Origin of the sequence: Lacihabitans sp. LS3-19, assembly GCF_024343575.1 — a bacterium.
Taxonomy (GTDB): domain Bacteria; phylum Bacteroidota; class Bacteroidia; order Cytophagales; family Spirosomataceae; genus Leadbetterella.
This window is the reverse complement of record NZ_RJUA01000007.1, coordinates 139,511-160,468: the sequence shown is the minus strand read 5'-3', so window position 1 is coordinate 160,468 and position 20,958 is coordinate 139,511. Positions and strand designations below refer to the sequence as shown.

Annotated in this window: 15 protein-coding genes; 9 read left to right on the top strand and 6 right to left on the bottom strand. The window is 35.6% G+C overall.

From position 1 onward, the window contains the following. Positions 1-91: 91 nt before the first annotated feature. The 3 genes from EGI22_RS08700 to EGI22_RS08690 are packed head-to-tail and all read right to left on the bottom strand — an operon-like array spanning position 92 to position 3,629. Positions 92-883 (bottom strand): 2-oxo acid dehydrogenase subunit E2, encoded by a 792-nt coding sequence (locus EGI22_RS08700; protein ID WP_255067803.1) that lies wholly within the window; start codon positions 881-883, stop codon positions 92-94. 47 nt (positions 884-930) lie between these two features. Next, positions 931-3,036 (bottom strand): PQQ-binding-like beta-propeller repeat protein, encoded by a 2,106-nt coding sequence (locus tag EGI22_RS08695; RefSeq protein ID WP_255067802.1) that lies wholly within the window; start codon positions 3,034-3,036, stop codon positions 931-933. A 20-nt stretch (positions 3,037-3,056) separates the two neighbouring features. Beyond that, positions 3,057-3,629, bottom strand: a complete 573-nt coding sequence (locus EGI22_RS08690) for a bifunctional precorrin-2 dehydrogenase/sirohydrochlorin ferrochelatase (protein ID WP_255067801.1) — start codon at positions 3,627-3,629, stop codon at positions 3,057-3,059. A 280-nt stretch (positions 3,630-3,909) separates the two neighbouring features. On the opposite strand from EGI22_RS08690, the gene EGI22_RS08685 reads away from it, so the two are divergent. The 8 genes from EGI22_RS08685 to pbpC all read left to right on the top strand — a co-directional run bounded on the left by EGI22_RS08685 (position 3,910) and on the right by pbpC (position 17,438). Further along, positions 3,910-4,701 carry a YegP family protein gene (locus EGI22_RS08685; RefSeq protein WP_255067800.1) on the top strand — a complete coding sequence of 264 codons (792 nt, stop codon included), beginning with the start codon at positions 3,910-3,912 and terminating at the stop codon, positions 4,699-4,701. Between the two features lie 171 nt (positions 4,702-4,872). Beyond that, on the top strand, positions 4,873-10,239 hold the full coding sequence (locus EGI22_RS08680) for an alpha-2-macroglobulin (RefSeq protein ID WP_255067799.1): 5,367 nt from the start codon (positions 4,873-4,875) through the stop codon (positions 10,237-10,239). A gap of 223 nt (positions 10,240-10,462) precedes the next feature. Beyond that, positions 10,463-10,585 carry a hypothetical protein gene (locus EGI22_RS08675; RefSeq protein WP_255067798.1) on the top strand — a complete coding sequence of 41 codons (123 nt, stop codon included), beginning with the start codon at positions 10,463-10,465 and terminating at the stop codon, positions 10,583-10,585. A gap of 487 nt (positions 10,586-11,072) precedes the next feature. Beyond that, positions 11,073-12,515, top strand: coding sequence for a sulfatase-like hydrolase/transferase (locus tag EGI22_RS08670; protein WP_255067797.1), 1,443 nt, complete (start codon positions 11,073-11,075; stop codon positions 12,513-12,515). Positions 12,516-13,004: 489 nt separating this feature from the next. Further along, positions 13,005-13,190 (top strand): hypothetical protein, encoded by a 186-nt coding sequence (locus tag EGI22_RS08665; RefSeq protein ID WP_255067796.1) that lies wholly within the window; start codon positions 13,005-13,007, stop codon positions 13,188-13,190. A gap of 17 nt (positions 13,191-13,207) precedes the next feature. After that, complete coding sequence (locus EGI22_RS08660; RefSeq protein WP_255067795.1) at positions 13,208-13,450, top strand: DUF2442 domain-containing protein; 243 nt, start codon at positions 13,208-13,210, stop codon at positions 13,448-13,450. Between the two features lie 243 nt (positions 13,451-13,693). Continuing rightward, a complete protein-coding gene (locus EGI22_RS08655) occupies positions 13,694-15,091 on the top strand; it encodes a hypothetical protein (RefSeq protein ID WP_255067794.1) in 1,398 nt (465 codons plus the stop codon). After that, entirely contained in the window at positions 15,069-17,438 is a 2,370-nt protein-coding gene (gene pbpC / locus EGI22_RS08650; protein WP_255067792.1) for a penicillin-binding protein 1C, read from the top strand. The genes EGI22_RS08655 and pbpC overlap by 23 nt, the downstream gene beginning before the upstream one ends. A 192-nt stretch (positions 17,439-17,630) precedes the next feature. Here the strand turns inward: pbpC and EGI22_RS08645 are convergent, their stop codons facing one another. Next, positions 17,631-17,924 carry a DUF952 domain-containing protein gene (locus EGI22_RS08645; protein ID WP_255067790.1) on the bottom strand — a complete coding sequence of 98 codons (294 nt, stop codon included), beginning with the start codon at positions 17,922-17,924 and terminating at the stop codon, positions 17,631-17,633. A 53-nt stretch (positions 17,925-17,977) separates the two neighbouring features. Here EGI22_RS08645 and EGI22_RS08640 point away from each other — a divergent pair, with 53 nt between their 5' ends. Continuing rightward, the gene (locus tag EGI22_RS08640; protein ID WP_255067789.1) at positions 17,978-19,678 is read left to right on the top strand and encodes an alpha/beta hydrolase-fold protein; all 1,701 of its coding nucleotides are present in this window, start codon (positions 17,978-17,980) and stop codon (positions 19,676-19,678) included. Positions 19,679-19,682: 4 nt separating this feature from the next. On the opposite strand, the gene EGI22_RS08635 is transcribed toward EGI22_RS08640, so the two are convergent. Together EGI22_RS08635 and EGI22_RS08630 are read right to left on the bottom strand one after the other, a co-directional pair. After that, positions 19,683-20,135 carry a hypothetical protein gene (locus EGI22_RS08635; protein WP_255067788.1) on the bottom strand — a complete coding sequence of 151 codons (453 nt, stop codon included), beginning with the start codon at positions 20,133-20,135 and terminating at the stop codon, positions 19,683-19,685. A 119-nt stretch (positions 20,136-20,254) separates the two neighbouring features. Further along, entirely contained in the window at positions 20,255-20,917 is a 663-nt protein-coding gene (locus tag EGI22_RS08630; protein WP_255067787.1) for a DUF4386 domain-containing protein, read from the bottom strand. Positions 20,918-20,958: the final 41 nt, after the last annotated feature.

Below are 20,958 nucleotides of genomic sequence, written 5' to 3'. Positions count from 1 at the left end.
AATTCAAATTCAAATTCAAGTTCAAGTTCAAAATCAAAGCATAAATTCAAAATTTTAATTCAAATACAAAGTTTAAAACTATTTTCAAGCATCAATTTTTTTCAAAAACTTCTGGGTTTTTTACTGCGAATTTTAAGTATTTAAATAGTTTTCCGGCATGAGATGCATCTACTACTCTGTGGTCTAAAGCTGCACCAAGGGTAATTACTCTTCTAGGAACAACTTCTCCATTCACCACCCAAGGTTTGAGTTGAACCCCGCCCATTATCATAACAAAAGAAACGTTGGCTATAGGAAATAAAGCAGGAAAGCCGATGTCTAAACCCAGTGTGCCAATATTTGACAGCATAAATGAACCGAAAGTATGAGGTTTTAAGCCCAAGAATGGAATTGAAATTCCCCAATCTACAAAAACAGTTTTTAAGATTTTATAAAGCCAGTTTCTTATCGGCCACGGAATCTTAGCAACTACTTCTTTTAACTGCATAGTTCCGCTTTCTACACCTTTTCTTGACTTTTTGATTTCTTCATTGAGTGCCTCTACGGATGTTTCAAAAGTAAGTTTGTCAGATTCTTTTACAACTATCGAAGTCATTTCACCATTTGCTCCAAGTACACTAACTGCTGGATTTATGGTTGGGAAAGTATAAATAGTGCCTCTTTTTACGAATGTATTAAGTTCTGGTACGTCTTTTTTGATGGCCCTTGAAGTAGCCAACATGAAGAAATGAGTTAATGTTATTTTAACCCCTTCTTTTCTTCTTTTAGCTATATAAGTTTCTAAGTCAGTAACATCAATTTCTACCGAACCTAATATTTTAGAATCACTGGGTTTTTTGTATAAAGTAGAAGCGGTTTGTCGCCAAGAGGTATTCAGATTCAATTTTTCTATTTTTTCTTCAAAATTATTAATTTTTATATCAAAAAGCACTATTCTAAAGCAAAAGCAACATACTTATTCCCTTTTGGAGTACCCAATTTTGTTCCTCCACATGCAAGCACCAAGTATTGTTTGCCGTTGACTGCATACATTGCTGGCGTGGCAAAAGCAGCTGCTGGTAATGCAAATTCAGAAATTAATTTCCCTGTTTTTGTATCAAAAACACGAAGTTTTGCGTCTTTTGTTGCTGCTATAAACAATAGCCTAGTTTTCGTTATCACTGGTCCTCCATAGTTTTCAGAGCCTGTTCCAGTTATTCCCTCTTTTTCTAAAAGCGGTTCGTTTCCAAATGGAATTCTCCATAGTTGTTTGCCAGAATTTAAATCAATGGCATTTAATGTTCCCCAAGGCGGGGCAATAGCGGGTAAGCCTCTATTATCTAAAAATTTATTATAACCCGTCATTTTAAAGGCTACACCGGCTTTTTGACTTATCTCATTGCTTTTACTTTGAACTTCTTTTTTCTCTTCATCAAAAAGAAATGAAATTAAGGCTTGTTTTTCTTCTGGTTTAATAAATGCAAAACCTGGCATCATGCCTTTTCCTTCGTTAATTCTAGTTAGTAAAGCTACTTTGTCGAGTTTTTTGGAAATATCTATTAAACTTGGATTACCGCTTTTTACGTTTCCTTCTCTGTCTGGCTGGTGGCAACTTTGGCAATAGTTTACGTAAGTTTTTTCGCCCAATGGGAGGCCACTTACACTTTTTGTAGGCCTCATGGTTTGTATCCAGGCCATTTCATTGGCATTGATGTATATTACTCCATTGGGGGCCACAGCACTTCCACCCCATTCTGCTCCGCCATCAAAACCTGGGAAAATAATTGTTCCTTGTTCGCTAGGTGGGTCAAATAGCCCTTTTTTGTAGGTTTTGAATAGCTTTTTTAGTTCTTCTTTGTTTTCAGCATAAGGCGATATGTCTTTTTCTGTTAAAGTATGCGATTGCCTAGCGTAGGGTTTGGGCAGTGATGGTACCGGTTGCGTTGGCCATGTAACTTCTCCTTGCAGTTTTGATTTTGGTACAGGTATTTCATTTATCGGGAAAAGGGATTTTCCAGTCACTCTATCAAACACAAAAACATAGCCTTGTTTGGTAACTTGTGCCACAGCATCTACTGCTTTTCCATTTTTATTTAAGGTTATTAAATTAGGAGGGGCTGGTAAATCTCGGTCCCAAATATCATGATGGACAAACTGATAGTGCCATTTTAGTTTTCCTGAGCGGGCATCTAAAGCCAATAGACAGTTGCTGTATAAATTTTGCCCAACTCTGTTCCCTCCATAAAAATCATAGGCGGCCGAGCCAGTAGGTACATATAATATTCCTCTTTTCGTATCTACTGCCATGCCTGCCCAGTTATTTACCGCTCCAATGTTTTCGTTTTTGTAAGCTTCTTTTGGAAAAGTTTCGTAGCCTTTTTCGCCAGGGTAGGGGATAGTGTGAAAAGTCCACACCAGTTTTCCTGTAATAACGTCAAATGCTCTGATATCACCTGGTGCGGCATCTGCATCTTCAGAAAGTCTAAGCGGCATATAAATTAAATTTTCGAAAACTGTTCCTGGCGTATTTGAAATTATGAACTTGTCTTTGGCTATCTCTGGCAGTCCTGTATGAAGGTCTACTTTTCCATTATCTCCAAAACTTTGGATTGGTTTCCCTGTTTCGGCATCCAAAGCCCACAAATTGGGCCCAGCAGTATAAAGAATACGTTTGTCGTTTCCATTTTGCCAATACGAAACACCCCTGCTTGTACTTGCCCAGTTTTTCAGCGGATCGCCAAATCTCCAAATCTCTTTTCCCGTGGCGGCATCAAGTGCAAATGCTTGAACGGCGGCAGTTACACCGAAAAGCACGCCATTTACAACCAAAGGATTGGTTTGCATTTGACCTGAATCTGGACATGCATATTCCCAAGCTATTTTTAGGTTTTTTACGTTTTCGGGTGTGATTTGCTCAAGTTTAGAGTAATGATTTCTGTCAATTCCTCCTAAGTATTCAGACCAATTTTCAGCAGAACCAAAGCTATTGTCAAAGAAATTTAATTTTATAAAACCGAATGTTGCGATTAAAATAAGTAGGATTAAAGCCTTTTTCATAGTTTTTTACATTAGAAATTCTAGTTTTCTTTTTTCATGATTTTGGTAATCTCGTTTAGCTTTTCCACTTTAGATGTAAAATCACCTTTTAGCTTGTTCCGTATACTTTGAAGATTGTCCAATGTTTCTTGTAAGTTATCTGGTAAAATATCTTCTAAAATTTCACGAAATCTTTTAGCAAATGTTGGAGACTTTCCATTGGTTGAAATTCCTATTTTCAAATCACCTTTGGACACCACTGAACCTAGATAAAAATCACAAAGATCAGGCGTGTCAGCTACATTTATAAGAATTTTACGTTTTTTGCACTCAATTCTCGCTTGCATGTTTACCTCTTTACTATCTGTTCCAGCGATTACAATATCTATATTTTCTAAATATGTATCATCAAAGGGTTCATAGATGAGTGTCAAATTATGATTTTTTGATAAATCTTCTATTTCTCTTTTAATAATAGGAGCTAAAATCGTTATTTCTGCATTCGGTGCGTTTTTTAAGAGTGCTTCTAATTTTTCTAATCCTACATTTCCCCCACCAATTATTAAAAATTTTAATTGGTCGGCTTTCAGAAAAATTGGGAAAAGGGTATTCATATTTTTGAAATATTTGCAAATTCAATATTACTTAATTTTCCTTTTATAATAAAGCTTACTAAACCTTTTTAGGTTTGGCAGGTTTATTTTTTGGCAATGAACTTTTGAGTTTTTAGGTTTGAAAATTTAACAATTTTAATAAAAAATAGTAGAATTTAGTTTTTGAAAAACTTTAATTCGAACAAGATTTTTAATTAGTAAAATATTAATATTAAATTAGTTACCAAATCAAGTAAGCGTTGAATTTCCTTTATAATTTGAACAATAAAAATATAGTTTTATGGCTCTAAATGACGACTATTTACCTTGTAAATCTTACGAAAACCAAGAAAAAGATCCAAAGAATCCTGGATTTACTATTTTTCAAGACAAAAAAACAAAGAAATATTATTTTGCATTGGTTGATGCCCTAGGCGGGCTTTTGCTCAAAAGTGAAGGATACGCAGATTTGAAATCAAGAAAAAACGGCATTGCTTCTGTTTTGAAAAATAAATCTATGGACGGAAGATTATCCATAGTAAAAGACAAGAAAAAATATTTTGTGGTTTTGAAAGCTGGAAACAACAAAGAAATAGCAAGATCATGTGATTTCACTTCTGAGTTAGACGCAAAGAATGTTTTTGAAAAAATAAACCAAAAAATTGAGGTTACTGAGGTAAGCGGATCAGTTGAAAATCAAAATATTCTAAAATCTTTAGAGGGCTTTTTGAATGTTGGAGAATATTTGGATAAAGCCAGAATTTGGGATTCTTATGGCATCACAGGTTTTGTGAAATTTCAAGCCGAAAACGGCCAATATTATTTTGGCGTTTATAACCCTGACGCCACTCTTTATTTAAGATCAGTAGGTTTCTCTACAGAAGACGAAAGAGACAATGCTTTTGACTTAATGGAAAGCACGATATTGTTAGAAGAAAATTATAAAATTGAAAACTTCGACGGTAAATATTACGCTGTTTTGTTTGAGGAAAGTGAGATTTTGGCCATTTCGCCAGATTTTAGTTCATTCATTGAGGCATTCGTAACTACACCAGGAGGAAGACCTAAAGAAGTGGTTGGTACTATATATTAAAAATCATTTATTCAATCTTGTGATCGTCAAAGCCCTCTTTTTTAAGAGGGTTTTTTTGTTACCTAAAATCCTGAAATTGAATTCTAAATATTAATTTTTTATTTCAAATAATAAATCTAATTTTTGCAAGAATTTGCCGTTAAACTAAAAATTTTAAACCTTCTACTTTTCATGAAAAAAAGCGTAATTCTTCTGTTGGCTTTAGTATTTTTCAATTCGTGCAATCATCTGCCATCTGTTGGAATAAAATCTCTGGGTTTTGGAGACGAAATCGAAGTTTTGCAGAACTTGTTTTTTGAGTTTGATGAAGATTTAATGTTTGATGGAGACCTCAACAAATGGGAAAGTACCCCATATATAAACTTTGAGCCTAGAATTGATGGAAAGTTTAAATGGATAGGGAAAAAAGAATTGGTTTTTTCTCCTTCAAAGCCCATGAAGTTTGCCAATGATTACAAAGCCACTTTGTCGGATAATTTGCTGAAAAGAAAAAAAGGAAAGGCCGAAATAGATAAAAAAGAAACGATTTTGTTTCATACGCCCTATCTGAAAGTTGAAGATGCTCAAGTGTTTTTTGCAAAAAACAAACAAAACCAAAAAGAGGCGAGGGTGCTTTTTGACTTAAATGGTAAGTACGATGCTCACAACATTAAGGAAGAGATTAAGATTTTTGACGGTAAAAAAGAACTTGACTACAAGCTTATTCCAGCAGAAAACTCCAGCAATTTGGTTTTGGCATTGAATGATTTTCCAGAAACAAAAAAAGGAGATTTAGTAGCACAAATAGAAGGAAAAGAGGGTAATGCGGCAAAATTCAAGAAGTCTGCAAAGTTTGATTTGGCATTTTTACCTGCCGACCGGCTTGAAATTTTAAAAATGCAGACAAGCTTCAAAAAACTGAAGGGTTATATTTATGTGAAAACCACCCAACAAATCGAGATAAATCAACTCGAAAAACTTATTGAAATTGAACCCAAGGTGAAATTTACCGTCGAAAAAGCCGATCAAGGATTCACGATAAAAGGAGAATTTAACCAAGATGATCTCTATAAAGTGATTCTAAGCAAAAATTTAACAGGCGTGTTGGGAGGAAAAATGGATGAAGACTATGAGGGCGAAGCGTTTTTTGGTAGGGTAAATCCATACTTGGAATTTACCAATAAAAATGCCCAATACATATCAAACCAAGGCAATAAGAACATTGGCGTCAATATCATCAATATTCCGAAGGTGAATATTACAGTTTCTAAAATCTACGAAAACAATATTCTGCCGTTTTTGAAAGGCAGCCGAAGGAGCTATTTTGATGGAGATGAGGAGCAGTATTATTTTTCGAGTGAAGCGGATTTGTACAGTGATGTGATTTCCGATCGAAAAATCGAAACCGAAGATTTGCCATTGAAACAAGGCGTGTCGATTTTAAATCTGCCTTTGCCAGAGCAAACCAACAAGAGGGGCATTTATTTCGTTTCGGTTGCTTCTGAGGACGATTATTACCGAAGAATCCAAAAGATTGTGTCCGTTTCTGATATTGGCATAATAGTCAAAATGTCACAAAATCAAGAAGACTTGGTAGTTATGGCCAATTCTATTATGAACACATCTCCTTTAAAAAACCTTGAAATAAAACTCATTAGCAACAATAATCAAGAAATAACCAGGGGAACTACCAACGACCAAGGCTTGGCTATTTTTAAAGACCTTAAAAAAAATAATCCAACATTCACTATGGCCATGGTTACAGCTTCCACGGCTGATGACTTTAACTACATATTGTTTGATGATACCGAAATTGAAACCTCAAAGTTTGATATCTCTGGCAAAAACCTTAATGAAGCTGGCATGGATGCCTTTATTTATGGTGACAGGGAAATTTACCGTCCAGGCGAAACTATAAATATCAACACCGTAATCAGAAAAGACAATTGGGACACACCGGCTAATATTCCCATAAAGATATTGGTAAAACAACCCAACGGAAAAGAGATAAGCTCCGCCATGACCCAAACCAATGCTTCTGGGGCAATTCAACATAGTGTGAAATTAGAAAGAAGTGCTTTGACGGGGTTTTATAACGTTGATGTTTTTACAGGAAACAACGTTTTGATTGGCTCAAAAACTATCAGTGTGGAAGATTTTATGCCTGACAGAATTAAAGTAGTTCTTGACGCACCCGAAAAAGTAGAAATTGGCCAAAAGGCCCAAATAAAAATCCAAGCTAACAATTTATTTGGCCCACCCGCAGCCGACAATAAATACGAGCTTGATTTTTCTATCAAACGCAAAACATTTAGTCCAAAAGGATTCGAGGGTTTCACGTTTGGCATAGAAGACCAAACCAAGTTTGAAAACGAACTCAGAAATGGTATCACAAACGCCAAAGGAGAAGGTTTGCAAATATTTGATATAGATTCAAAATTAGAAAACAAAGGATTGTTAGAAGGTAAAGTCCTAGTGTCTGTTTTCGACGAAACTGGTAGGCCCGTTCACCGCAAGAAGTCTTTCGAGATATTTACACAAAAACAGTTTTTTGGCTTGAAAATTCCCACCTACTTCGTAGGAATCAACAATCCATTGCCAATAGAAATGGCAGCTGTAAATTCGGAAGGGAAAAGTGTAAGTGCCAATGCAAAAATGGAAATATACCTATTAGAATACCAAACTGTTTTAGAAAAAACAGAAGAAGGCCTAAGATATGTTTCTAAACGAAAAGAAAAACTTATAAAAAGCCAAAATGTAAATTTTGCGGGCAAAAATTATCAACAGAATTTTGTTCCGAGAATTTCCGGTGAATATGAAATTAGGATAATGCCAGAGATTGGAAACAGTTTTGTGAGTACAAATTTCTATGCTTATGGCTATGGAAGTAAGGTTTCGTTTGAAGTGGATTCTGACGGTGAAGTAATGATAGAAACCAATCAAGAAAGCTACGTTTTAGGGGAAAAAGTAAAGGCGATATTTAAAACACCTTTTGACGGAAAACTTTTGGTAACTGTGGAAAACGCGGGAATTCTAGAACACAAGTTTATTCAAACTACCAACAAATCTGCTGAAATTACGATTGACTTAAAAGATAGTCACCTTCCAAATGTGTTCATAACAGCCACCCTAATCAGAGCTATGGACCAGCCTGAGTTGCCGCTGATGTCTGCTCATGGCATGAAAACCATAAAAGTGGATGATCCGAAAAGGAAAATTCCAATAGTGATAACAGCAGTAGAAAAGTCAAGATCTAAGACAAAGCAAAAGGTTGAAGTTAGAACTCTGCCAAATACTGAGCTAACCATAGCGGTAGTGGACGAGGGTATTTTACAGTTAAAAAATACTGAGACACCAAAAATCAACGAATATTTTTACCAAAAAAGAGCATTAGGTGTTAGGTCTTTCGACTTATATCCTTTGCTTTTACCAGAGATAAAATTGAACGCTAAAAGCAGCACAGGCGGAGATGGCGGAATGGGAAAAAGGGTAAACCCGCTAGCCAATGGACGAGCCGAATTGGTAGCCAAATGGAGCGGTCAATTAAAATCTGACGAGAACGGAAAAGCCAATTTTGAATTTGATATTCCAGAATTTTTAGGAAGTCTACGTATTATGGTTGTGGCCTACAAAGGAGAAAAATTTGGTTCAGAGGAACAAAAAATGACCGTAACGGACCCAATTAGCATAAGTGTAGGTATGCCGCTGTTTTTAAGTCCAACGGACAAAGTGAAGGTTCCTGTTACGTTTTTTAATACTACCGAAGAGACCCAAGAAATAAAAGTTTCGGCACAAACCGAAGGCGAAATAAACGCTGGGGCTTTTTCAGAAAATAAACTGACGATAGAAGCCGGAAAGGAAAAACATTTGGATATTGAAGTAGCAGGAAAGGACAAAATGGGCTTGGGAAAATTAAAAATTCTGGCAAAATCTGACAAAGAGACTTTTTCTAAAACAACCGAAATAAGTGTTAGGCCAGCAGGTTCATTACAAAAATCTGGCTCTTCGGGTATATTGGCCAAAGACAAAGAATTGGCCTTTGCATCGCCAGATGGTTATATACCAGGCACTTTTTCTTCAAAAATTTATATAGGCAACACACCGATGATGCAGTTTGGCAATAGGCTAGAAACCTTGCTTGCATATCCGCATGGATGTTTAGAGCAGACGATTTCCAAAGCCTTTCCTCAATTGTATCTCGACGACCTGATTGGAGAAATAAACGGCAAAGTGGAAATTTCGGAGTCGGGAAATTCGGAGCGGAATCCACAATATAATGTCAATGCGGCGATTCAAAAAATCGAAGGAATGCAACTTTACAACGGTGCCTTGAGCTATTGGCCAGGCTCTCAAGAAGAATATTGGTGGGGTACGGCTTATGCTTTGCATTTTCTTTTAGAAGCCCAAAAGTCGGGCTTTGAAGTTACGCCGAGTGTAATAAGTCAAATGACAAGTTTTCTTACCCAACGCACCAATGAAGAGGAACAAAAGGAAACGATTTGGACTGCTACCAATGGCGTTTATAGAAAAAAAGAAAGGCTAAAAACCGAGATTGCATATTCACTCTATGTGCTTTCGCTTACGGATGAGCCCAATATTTCGGCTATGAATTTGCATAAAGCAGCCTTTGCTAATTTATCCTCTGACCAACAGTTTTTGATAGCTTGTGCATACAAACAAATTGGCGATGATGCTACTTATGGAAAACTTTTACCAAAGACTTTGGTTAGAGAATCTTATGATCGAATGCTTCATGATAGCTTTTCCTCGCCTATCCGAAACATGGCTTTGGTGCTAAATACCCTTGTAGAAAGTGATCCAAGCAATCCGCAAATAGCGAGTCTGACGCAGGCATTAAATACGTTGCTGAGCAATAAAACTTTGTATCTTAATACCCAAGAATTATCGTTTTCAATGTTGGCAATGGGAAAAATCTTAAAATCACGAAAATCAACTGGAAAAGCTGAGATATTTTCGGAAGGAAAACTCATAAGGACCGTAGAAGGTAAAGGCCAATGGATAGACATGAGCAAATATCCCAAAGGAATAAGTGTAAAATCTACCAACGACAATCTGTACTATTATTACGAATCAGAGGGTATCCGCAAAGACAATAAATTTATAGCCGAAGACAAGTTTTTGAAAGCAAGAAGGGCATATTTTACAAGAACTGGCGAGGTGATAAAAAGCCCGATTTTTAAACAAAACCAATTGGTGGTGGTAAGGCTAACCGTAAGTGCCCAAGCAGGTTTGATGTACAATGTAGACAACGTAGTGCTGACAGATATGCTACCAGCTGGATTTGAGATAGAAAACCCAAGATTGGTAGAAGACCGCGATATGCCATGGATCAAAAATGCATCAAATGCCACGTATTTTGATATTAGAGACGACAGAATCAATTATTTTGTAAATGTTGACAACACAGAACGTCATTATTATTATTTGGCCAGAGCCGTAACGCGAGGGACTTTCGTGCAAGGGCCAGTTTCTGCCGACGCCATGTATAACAACAACTTGCGTAGTTATTGGGGCGGCGGGACTGTTGTGGTGAATTGATTGGGAGATATCGGATTTTTTGATTAGCCAGTACTATCTGTCTAGACAGTTTGGTAATGTAAATAGATGCTTGGTAGTTTTGAGGAACTGGCTGAGTCTTCACTAGGGACTCAGCTTTATTGGGTGATTTTTTTGTTTAAAGTCTCTTAAGGGGAGGCTCTAAACGGCGAGGAAATGGCTCTTGGATATGTAAATATTTTTGTAATTTTGGAAAAAAAGATTAATGAAAGTAATATTGGATATAAAAGATAACCGGATTCCTTTTTTTATGGAACTGGTTAAAAGTCTTGATTACATAAGCGTAATTAAGGAAGTAAAAGACGAAAGTAAAAGTCAATTTGTGTAAGATCTGGCTGAGTCCTTTAACGACGTAAAGTTATACGAGCAAGGAAAGAAAAAGTTGAAATTCGCCAAAGACTTATTAAATAAGTTTTAAAGTAATAGCAACTGAATCGTTTGAAAGGAAGCTAAAACGTTTGGCAAAAAAACATAGATCCCTTAAAACTGATTAACTTGATATAATAGAAGAACTTTTAGAGAATCCAAATTCGGAACTCCCATAGGAAAAGATTGCTACAAAATTCGTATTGCAATTTCTAGTAAAGGAAAGGGTAAAAGTGCTGGGGCAAGATTGATTACTTATGTTCGAATTTTAAATAAATTTTTTTTTAATGGATATAGAGAAGCCCTTGTTAAGGCCTTATCGTTTAATTTAACCTTTGCCATTTTATATGCAAATCTCTGGGAAATTAACATTCCTTTTAATTTACCTTTTTTACGATATTTGCAATTGCTCTTTTTTTATTCAGCATAGATATTTAACTACCCCAGTGATGAAGAAAATATTTACTTTTATCTTTTTTTTAACAAACATCTGTCTATCAGCTCAGGTAAAACAGCCTAACATAATAGTGATAGTAGTAGATGATATGCGATTTGACGAATGGGGTGGTGGAGGGCATAGTTTTCTAAAAACACCTGCTATAGACAAGTTAGTCGCTGAAGGAACACAATTTACAAGAGCCTATCATGCCATTCCCTTATGTTCGCCAAATCGTGCCAGTATCTTAACAGGACAGTATGCGTCTAGGCATGGTATTTTGGACAATTCATCCCGAGATCAAGCCAGCTTCATGCTAGACTTATTCCCAAAATACCTCCAAAAGGCAGGATACAAAACTGCACATGTTGGAAAATGGCACATGGGCAATAGTTCTTTACCAAGACCAGGATACGATTATTGGTTATGTATGGAAGGACAAGGAAAAACCTACAATCCAATACTATTCGAAGGGGATAAAAAGCAAACTTTCGAAGGATATATCACGGATATTTTCACAGAGAAATCCATACAGTTTATTAAAAACTCCTCTGAAAAACCGTTTTTTCTATATATCGGTCACAAAGCGGTTCACCCTGAGGCTGTTCAACGAAACGACGGCACTACGGATCTTTCGGTTCCTAAAGTCTTCATGCCAGCTCAGCGACACATTGGTACCTATGATAACCAAACGTATCAACGAAGCCTCTCTTATTCTCCTGATGCTAGGGTAGAAGCAGGAAAACCAGTTATTAATAACGCTTTTAAAATTAGAAATGAAACTATAGAAAAAGATTCGCTTTGGATTCCGGCTATGGACTTGGGGGTTTCGGATCAATCTATCAGAAATAGAGCCGAAATGATGCTGTCGGTAGATGAAAGCTTAGCAAAAATTGTAACAACTCTAAAAGAGCAAGGGATAGAAGAGCAGACTGCCATAATTTTCACAAGCGATAACGGTTATTTCTTCGGAGAACACGGGTTTTCGCTTGAACGACGCATGCCCTATGAAGAATCTATAAAAGCACCCTTGTTTATTAAATATCCTGGTATAAAAAGCCAGATATCGAAAGTTGACGGGCTGGTATTATCTATTGACATTGCTGCCACTGCCTTGGATTTGGCACAATTGAAAACGGAGAAAAGTATTCAAGGAAAATCTTTGGTACCGCTTATTCAAGGAAAAAAGCAAAGTATTCGGCCTACTGCCTTTGTTGAATATTATAGTCACGAAAACCCATTTCCTTGGACTGCTCAATTAGACTACAGGGTGGTGGTTAATGAAAATTTTAAATATATCAAATGGCTTAGATTTGACGAGGCTGAGTTTTATGATTTGGCAAAAGATCCCAATGAGTTAAATAACCTCATTGATAATCCTTCTTATAAAAAGAAAATCGAGGAAATGCGAGCAGAAATGGCCAAACTTCAATTGAAGGCATTGGGCTTAAATTAGGAACAAGATTTGGAATTATAGGTAAGTTGTATAAAGCAAAAATTAAAACGCCTCAGATATGCGAAACTTATTTTGATGTCAGCGAGGACAGAATAACTATATCATAAACGTGGACAAAATAGACCGTCATTATTATTACTTAGCACGATCAGTCTCAAGAGGCACCTTCATACAAGGCCAATTTTCAGCCGACGCCATGTATAACAACAACTTGCGTAGTTATTGGGGCGGTGGGACTGTTGTGGTGAATTGATTGTTTTAGAAGCTTTTTAACCACAAAGACCAAAAAAGTTTTAGGAAAGTTCGTTAAAGGGTGAGTATTAGCAGAGTCTCCGTCAGGGACTTAGAAGGTTTGGGCTACTTTCTTTTTGGCATTTGTATGCTCAGAATCCCCTAAAAGCCGACTCTGAACAGATAGTAAAGGGCAAAGTTCTATTTATTTAGACCAATAATAATAATTAAGTATTTTTGTATTAGAACAAATAAGATATGGCAACAATTATTATTCAAACGGAATCAAAGAGTACAACAAAATTAATGTTGGACTTGGCCAAAAAATTGGGTGAAAAAGCCAGTGTTTTAAGTAAAGACATTGAGGAAGACTTGATTTTTGGAAGTATGATTAAGAAAGCAAAAACCAATAAATTGCTGTCAAAAGAGTCTATTTTGAATTGATTTATTGTGAAAATACCATGTTACCAAAAATTAAGTCCGTTAAACCATTACCAAATTATATCATTGAGGTTGAATTTGAGCCTTCGGTTCAAAAGCAATTTTCAGTTTTACCCTATTTAAAATATACAGTTTACAAGTCATTGGTTGATGTATTTTTTTTTAATACCGTAACTGTAAAGTATGACACAGTTGTTTGGGGAAAAAATGAGGAAATAGATTTCGATCCATATACTATTTATTCTGAGGGGGTTCCGGTTTGAGGTTTGTATACGCCATTTTGTTACTAAATCTTAAAATTAATCGTTTAAAAGTATTTTAATTTAATGTTAACTTTTGGTAAAGGCATTTGTTTAATTCGGGCTGAAGACCGATGTTCACCCATACTTTGTCTGAAGACTAAGCATAGTTTTGCAATCATTATTCTTTCCAGTGTCTCTAGTGGATATTTAATAGGGTTCAGATTAAATTAAAACGTAACACATTTAACTTAAACTTTAATAATTTTGAAATCTTTAATTTTATTTTTTTTAATTAATATCACTGCATTAAAATTAGGGTTTACACAAGTTTTGATTGAAAAACCAAGAGATTTTGAAAATCCTCAAATTATTTTGATTGAAAAACCAAGTGATTTAAGAAAACTTCTTCAACGAAAAAAAGACCTTCCGATACAACAAGTAGAATCTATGGATAGGTTTAAAGCTTTATTATTGAAAGAAAATTTATATGATTCAGTAAGTTTAACCAAGATAAAAGAAAACGTTAAATTAGAATTAAAAAGAGATAACCAAACTCCCTTTTTTGATTTTGAGGATGTTGAATATTTTTGCCAAAAGAGCTATTTTTTGCCTTATTTAAAATTTCCAAAGGAAATAAATCTTATTCAATCCTTTAAAAATAGTTCTGAAAATTATTTAAAAGATTCTTACCGTGAAATATTTAAGCTTATTGAATTAGACGGTAAAATTAAAGATTTCGAGATAAATAGGATCGAAGAAATTAAAGATTTTGGTGAAAGAACAATAAAAAGGGTTGTGCACGTTGTAACCTTTTCTTACAACAATATCAAATATGAGGATCGATACAATTATTTAGAGCCTTTAAAAGATGCTCATTTATCGAATTTAATAAAAGAGCCAGATTTTTATGTTCAAGATCTAAGTTCTGTATTGCCTTCAATTTATGCAATTAATTTTCTATTGGCCGATATTAATAGCACTAAAAGGTTTTTAGTAACTTGGAAAGGCCAAATAATGAAATTGTATTTTATAAAAAAAGAAATTGCTAAAGAATTTGAACCAGACATTTGTTTTGCAGACTCATATTCAAATATGCAAATTGTAATGGATGAATTTATTGAAGAAGGTTTTTTGCCTCGAATGTCAAAAAACGAAAAATCTCAAATTTTTAAAAATTATCGAAAAACTTCACCTCAAATTTTAATTCCAGAATTTTTAATTAGTGCAAATACAGATAAAATAGTCAAGTTTACTTTTTATGATTATTACGAAAATAAAAGCTTTAAATGGCATGAAAATATCCAGAAAATGTCAAAAGGCATAATCAAAATTAAAGATTTCAGTGATAATTTAGATGAGTACGTGAAATATATTAAGGGGAAAAGCGAATCCCAAAAACAAGTTGATTATAAATTTAGATTTGTTTTAAATGATTCCTTAATTAGCAAAAAAGTTGAATTACATAATAAATGGCAAAAAAGAGTTGAAGAGAAAGATATATTCAATTCTGTTTTAATTGATGTAAATAAGAAATTATCCTCAATGAATATTGATTCAAAATTTTATTATGACGGATACAAATATTTATACTTCCTAAATGAAAAGGAAAAATCTACTTTGAAAAAGAACAACTTGGTATTTGAACTTTACGACAAATTTTAATCAAGATGAAAATAATATTCAAGGATTAAAGAAAACAGTGAAACAAAAAACTTTTTTTCTTGCTCACTTCCTATCCTCCCCCAAAGTAAAATACACCTTGGTCATATTGGCTTTGCTTTTGGTGTTAGATTTGGCATTTCCAGTAAAAGTACCAGACAATTATTCCACAGTAGTGCTGGACGATGAAGGTCGCATTTTGAGTGCATATCTCAATGACGAAGATAAGTGGCGGCTGAAAGTGCGGACAGAGGAGGTTTCTCCATTTTTTCTCAAAGCAATTCTTGAAAAAGAAGATAAATACTTTTATTATCATCCTGGGGTCAATCCTGTGGCCGTTTTGAGGGCTTTGGTATCTAATCTTAGCAAAAGTCGTAGAGTTTCTGGGGCTTCCACCATAACTATGCAAGTAGTTAGGATGATTTACCCCAATGACCGCACCTATTTTCATAAAATTATTGAAATGATTCGGGCCGTTCAACTCGAATTGCATTTTTCGAAAAAAGAGATTTTGGCGATGTATCTCAATTATATACCATTTGGCTCAAATGTGGAAGGTATCAAGGCGGCATCGTATATTTATTTGCAAAAACATCCTTCCAAACTCAGTTTGGCGGAGGCCTTGATATTGAGCCTAATACCTAACAAACCCAGTCTTTTGCTTTCTGGCAAAAACAACAAAGACTTGGATTTCTTTAAAACCAAATGGCTGAAAAACTTCGAAAATCAAGAGATTTTTACTCCTTCGGAAATAAATTTGGCAAAAAGCGAAGTAATAAAACTCCACAGAACTACTTTTCAGAAAAAAGCCCCACACTTGTCTGATAGATTAGCCAAGGAAATTTCGGCTCCTTATATTAAATCTTCTATTCATTCTGGCTTTCAGTTTTTGGTAGAAAAACAGGTCTCAACTTATTTGGAACGCGTAAATACCTTGGGAGTAAAAAATGCCATGGCCATGGTGATAGACAACAAAACCATGAAAGTAAAAGTCTACTGTGGCTCTGGAAACTACAAAAATAAGCTAGATGGCGGCCAAGTAGATGGTATAACTTCGGTTCGATCACCGGGAAGTGCTCTGAAGCCATTTTTGTACGCTTTAGCTTTAGAAAAAGGCATCATAAACCCCAAGGCCATTTTGTATGATATTCCCTCGGATTTTGGAGGATTTTCACCCACTAATTTTGACAATACTTTTCAAGGGCAAGTAAGCATGCGAGATGCTTTGCAACAATCGCTCAATATTCCCGCCGTAAAAACTTTAGACGAAGTCGGCTTGGCGGATTTTCTGATTGAAATGAAAAAGGCGGACTTCAAAAGCATCAAAAAAAATGAAGACCAACTTGGTTTATCGGCAATTTTGGGCGGCTGCGGCGTGAGTATGGAAGAAATGGTGCGACTTTACGCCACTTTTGCCAATGGTGGTTTTTTTCAAGAACTTAATTTTACATCAAATGCAAATTTGCCTAAAAACACCCCAAAAGCTCTCCTAGATCCTGCTTCTTGTTATATTATATCGGATATTTTGAGTGGAATTCAGCGACCTGATTTTCCCAATAATTTTGATTTTACGTTCCGACTGCCAAAAGTAGCCTGGAAAACCGGGACTTCCTTTGGTAAAAGAGACGCCTGGGCCATAGGATACAATCCCGACTATACGGTAGGTGTTTGGTTAGGCAAATTTTCTGGAGAAAGTATCACGCAATTGAGCGGAGCTGCGGTGGCCACGCCCTTACTTTTTCAGATTTTTAATACCATTGAGAAAAACAAACCGTGGTTTAAAAAACCCGAAAGCCTGATTTACAAAGAAGTTTGTTCTGTAACAGGTTTACCCAAAAATGATTTCTGTAAAGAAACACAAATGGATTTTTTTGTAGATAAGGTCTTTTATAAAAACAAATGCCAACATCTCAAAAAAGTGTGGGTGAATCCTTCGGAAACAATGAGTTACTGTAGCTATTGTTTGGATAAAAACAACGCAATTTTAAAAGATTATCTTAATTTGCCCCCGGCGTATATTTCGTTTTTGCAAACTAATGGCCTTCCACACCATGCACCGCCTGTTCACAATCCTGCCTGTAGTCGTATCACCAAAACGAATGCTTTGTCTATCGTTTCACCACGAAACAAAGGCCTATATTATGTTGAAAATACTGGAGAAATAGAATTGAAAGCGAGTGCGTCAAACAGTACCTCACAGGTTTTTTGGTACCATAATAATACTTTGGTTGGGAAATCAGAAGTTTCGAAAAGTGTGTTCATAAAGCCCGTTTTAGGAAAAAACACCATCACTTGTACCGACGAAAAAGGCAAAAGTGTGAATGTTTGGTTTGAGGCAAAAAGGCTATAAATTCTCGAAAGAATAAAATTTTACAATAGAAGGTCAGACCCATAACGAACGATGGTCAGACCAAAGGTCAAATTCGCGATTCTGGCAGATGGAACGATGTCAGACCAAAGGTCAGACCTTCAATACTAATAAAGTGAAGTAACAATTAAAAGGAAATAAGCTCCCACCCAAACACATCAAAATTCAAAAAACCTACCGAATCTGCCTAACATCAGAAATACAATCTTTAGGCAATTGTCCGTAATAATGAGGAAAAATCTCTCCATTTGTGGCTTTTTCATAAAGCAATTTATCACCTAAAATCTCGTCATTGATTGACAAAAGTATAAGGTCTTTCTGATTTACATAGTATCTTTCAAGCACGCCTGCTACTTGGTTTTCGGTGGATAAATGCATAAAACCCTCCGCCTCGAATGTTTCTGGATAATAAAACGCTTCGTTTTCAAATTTCTCCCAATATGCTTTCTTTACTACGTGAAATATCATAAATTTAGTTTCAGATTAAGAACCTCAAATTACCATTTTATCAACATTACCCCATGAAGAAGCTCCTGATTTTTTTGTTTTTTTGTTGCTCAAGTCTAATTTTTGCTCAAACCCGGTTTGAAGTAAGTTTCCCAAAGACCGAATCCAAACTTGACGGGAGACTTTTGCTGTTGATTTCAAACAACAATACTTCTGAGCCACGGATGCAAGTAAGCGATGGACATGATACCCAAATGGTTTTTGGTTTAGACCTAGACAATCACTCTGCTGCTCAAACCAGAGAAATAAACGCAACAAATAGTTTTGGCTATCCTATCCAAAACTTAAGCAAAATTCCAGCTGGAGAGTATTATGTACAGGTGTTGTTACACAAATACGAAACTTTTAAGCGGAAAGATGGCCACACCGTAAAACTTCCGATGGATAGGGGCGAAGGCCAGCAATGGAATCTCGCACCGGGCAATATTTATTCAAAACCCATAAAAATCAAGATAAACCCCAAAGAAAATACTATAGTAACGCTCAAAATTGATCAAACCATACCGCCAATAGAAGAGCCGAAAGACACCAAATACATCAAACACATAAAGATTCAGAGTAAGCTATTGACGGAGTTTTGGGGAAGGCCTATGTTTATTGGAGCTCATGTTTTGTTGCCTGAAGGTTTTGATACTCATCCTGAAGTAAAATATCCTTTGGCTATATTTCATGGTCATTTTCCTGCTGACTTTGATGGTTTTCGTACTATTCCTCCTGACGAAAATCTTCCAAATGATTATAACGAGCGTTTTAAAATCTATGGTTATCAGAAAATAGTACAACAAGAAGCATACGATTTTTATAAAATGTGGACGGGTCCAGACTTTCCACGGGTTTTGGCTATAGAGATACAACACGCCTGCCAGTTTTACGATGATTCGTATGCCGTAAATTCCGAAAATATCGGCCCTTATGGCGATGCCATTACTTATGAGCTAATTCCTTACATTGAAAAACAATTTAGAGGCATTGGCCAAGGTTGGGCAAGGTTTACTTATGGTGGTTCTACTGGAGGTTGGGAAGCCTTGGCAGTACAAGTCAAATATCCTGAAGAGTACAATGGCTGTTTTGCAGCATGCCCTGATCCCATAGATTTTAGAGCATTTACTTCGGTAAATATCTATGAAGATGAAAACGCTTATTATTATGGAAGTGATTTCAAGAAGACCTTAAAGCCTGGGCATAGGGATTATTTAGGTCAGATTCAGTCCACGGTGCAGGACATGAACCTAAGAGAATTGGCTTTAGGAACTAAAACCCGAAGTGGCCAGCAGTTTGATATATGGGAGGCTGTTTATTCTCCTATAGGGAAAGACGGCTATCCGAGCAGAATATGGGATAAAAAAACCGGAATGATTGATAAAAACGTAGCTCAATATTGGAAAGAAAACTATGATTTGACCTATATCTTAAAACGAGATTGGGCAAAAAATGGAGACAAATGGCGTGGGAAAATCAGGATTTACTGTGGTGACATGGATAATTACTATCTCAACAATGCCGTTTATTTGGCCGAAGAAGAACTGAAGAATCTTTCAAACCCAACTTACGACGGCCAAGTAGACTACGGCGACCGAGCCGAGCACTGCTGGAACGGTGACCACAGCCAACCCAATTATATCAGTAGACTCAGATACCATCGCATGTTTATACCCAAATGGACCGCTGAGATGAAAGCTCCCGCTGATGCCAATTTGACGAGTTGGAGATATTAAACAATCATAGCACTTTATTTTTACTTTTAGCTTGAGAGTCCATATTACTGCCTGATATTAAGCCCAAAAGCATTTCTAAACTCAAACCCAAAGCAATACCTATGGACCGATCAAAACGCGATAAAAATATAATTCCAAAAAGGATACCGAAAGTCATACCTAAACCAATGCCAAGTTTGGTGTAGTACCCTTTTGAAATTAAAGAAAATGTCGTTTTCAAGTAATTTTCAAAATTTATTAGAGCTTTTTCATAGAATTTTTTCTTGTTCTCTGGGTTAGATTTTATATTTAAACTGTCAAGTTCTGTTTCAATGGACGCCATTTCCTCTTTTGAGAACGTTCTAGTTTTCAATTTGGATAAAAGATAAACAAATTTCTCATAAACCTTAATTTCAGATTTCTTTGTTGATTCAGTGATTAAACTTTCAAAATAATTGTACGCTTCTTGTATTGTCATAATATAAATGTTTTCATTTTTAGTGGCCAAAGCCAGAAATTATTACGTTTAATATAGTTAATTGTAAAATATATATATCGTGGAGCTATTTTTAGCACATTGTAGCATGTCGTGTGAAACTATTCTAATTTACTATCTTTCCCACCTTTTATTATTAACCAAAAAGCAAGTCCCAGTTCGCCAATGGCCATCGGAAGAGCCAAAATCATTTCCAAATTACTTACTAGGTCAGATGGGCTTACGGTCAATTTAAGGAAGTGGACTATCACATAAGATATACCAGCTATTAATGCCAAAAACCCTAAAATCTTTGGTATTTTCGAATGAAGTTTTATTAAAACGCCAACGAAAAAAAGATGGATTCCAAAGATAATTAAACCAGCACTCCAAGTCGACTGGAACAATTGAAAATTTTGGATAATTGTTTCCTTACTTTTTTCAGAATAATTAAGGTTTTTAGTGAGATAATATGTCGCAATGCCGAATATTAAGGTATACGCAATTCTCAAAATACTTGAAAGTAATGCAATCTTTTTATTGTCGTTTTTGAAATAAACATAAAGTGTCCAAGAAACCAACAAGTCAAGCAAAAGTATTGCTATAATAGCCAATAACATCCATTTGTAAAGTGGCAAATTGCTGGCGAGGTTGATTTTGACTAAGTCTAATTGACTGGGATTAAATATTTTGGGCAATACAAAGCCAAACGCAAATCCGGCTATTATTGCCATTAAAAAAAGGGAGTACCCAGTGATTTTTGCAAAAGTTCTATTTTTATTCATTTTATTCTACAATTAGTTTCTCAATATCATTGTCTATTAGA

Excerpts from the sequence above, each read along its gene's own strand:
- EGI22_RS08665 (WP_255067796.1), top strand. The coding sequence starts at position 13,005 with ATGGCAACAATTATTATTCAAACGGAATCAAAGAGTACAACAAAATTA.
- EGI22_RS08640 (WP_255067789.1), top strand. The coding sequence starts at position 17,978 with ATGAAGAAGCTCCTGATTTTTTTGTTTTTTTGTTGCTCAAGTCTAATT.
- EGI22_RS08685 (WP_255067800.1), top strand. The coding sequence starts at position 3,910 with ATGGCTCTAAATGACGACTATTTACCTTGTAAATCTTACGAAAACCAA.
- EGI22_RS08645 (WP_255067790.1), bottom strand. The coding sequence starts at position 17,924 with ATGATATTTCACGTAGTAAAGAAAGCATATTGGGAGAAATTTGAAAAC.
- EGI22_RS08675 (WP_255067798.1), top strand. The coding sequence starts at position 10,463 with ATGAAAGTAATATTGGATATAAAAGATAACCGGATTCCTTTTTTTATG.
- EGI22_RS08630 (WP_255067787.1), bottom strand. The coding sequence starts at position 20,917 with ATGAATAAAAATAGAACTTTTGCAAAAATCACTGGGTACTCCCTTTTT.
- EGI22_RS08635 (WP_255067788.1), bottom strand. The coding sequence starts at position 20,135 with ATGACAATACAAGAAGCGTACAATTATTTTGAAAGTTTAATCACTGAA.
- EGI22_RS08660 (WP_255067795.1), top strand. The coding sequence starts at position 13,208 with ATGTTACCAAAAATTAAGTCCGTTAAACCATTACCAAATTATATCATT.
- EGI22_RS08680 (WP_255067799.1), top strand. The coding sequence starts at position 4,873 with ATGAAAAAAAGCGTAATTCTTCTGTTGGCTTTAGTATTTTTCAATTCG.
- EGI22_RS08690 (WP_255067801.1), bottom strand. The coding sequence starts at position 3,629 with ATGAATACCCTTTTCCCAATTTTTCTGAAAGCCGACCAATTAAAATTT.
- EGI22_RS08695 (WP_255067802.1), bottom strand. The coding sequence starts at position 3,036 with ATGAAAAAGGCTTTAATCCTACTTATTTTAATCGCAACATTCGGTTTT.
- EGI22_RS08670 (WP_255067797.1), top strand. The coding sequence starts at position 11,073 with ATGAAGAAAATATTTACTTTTATCTTTTTTTTAACAAACATCTGTCTA.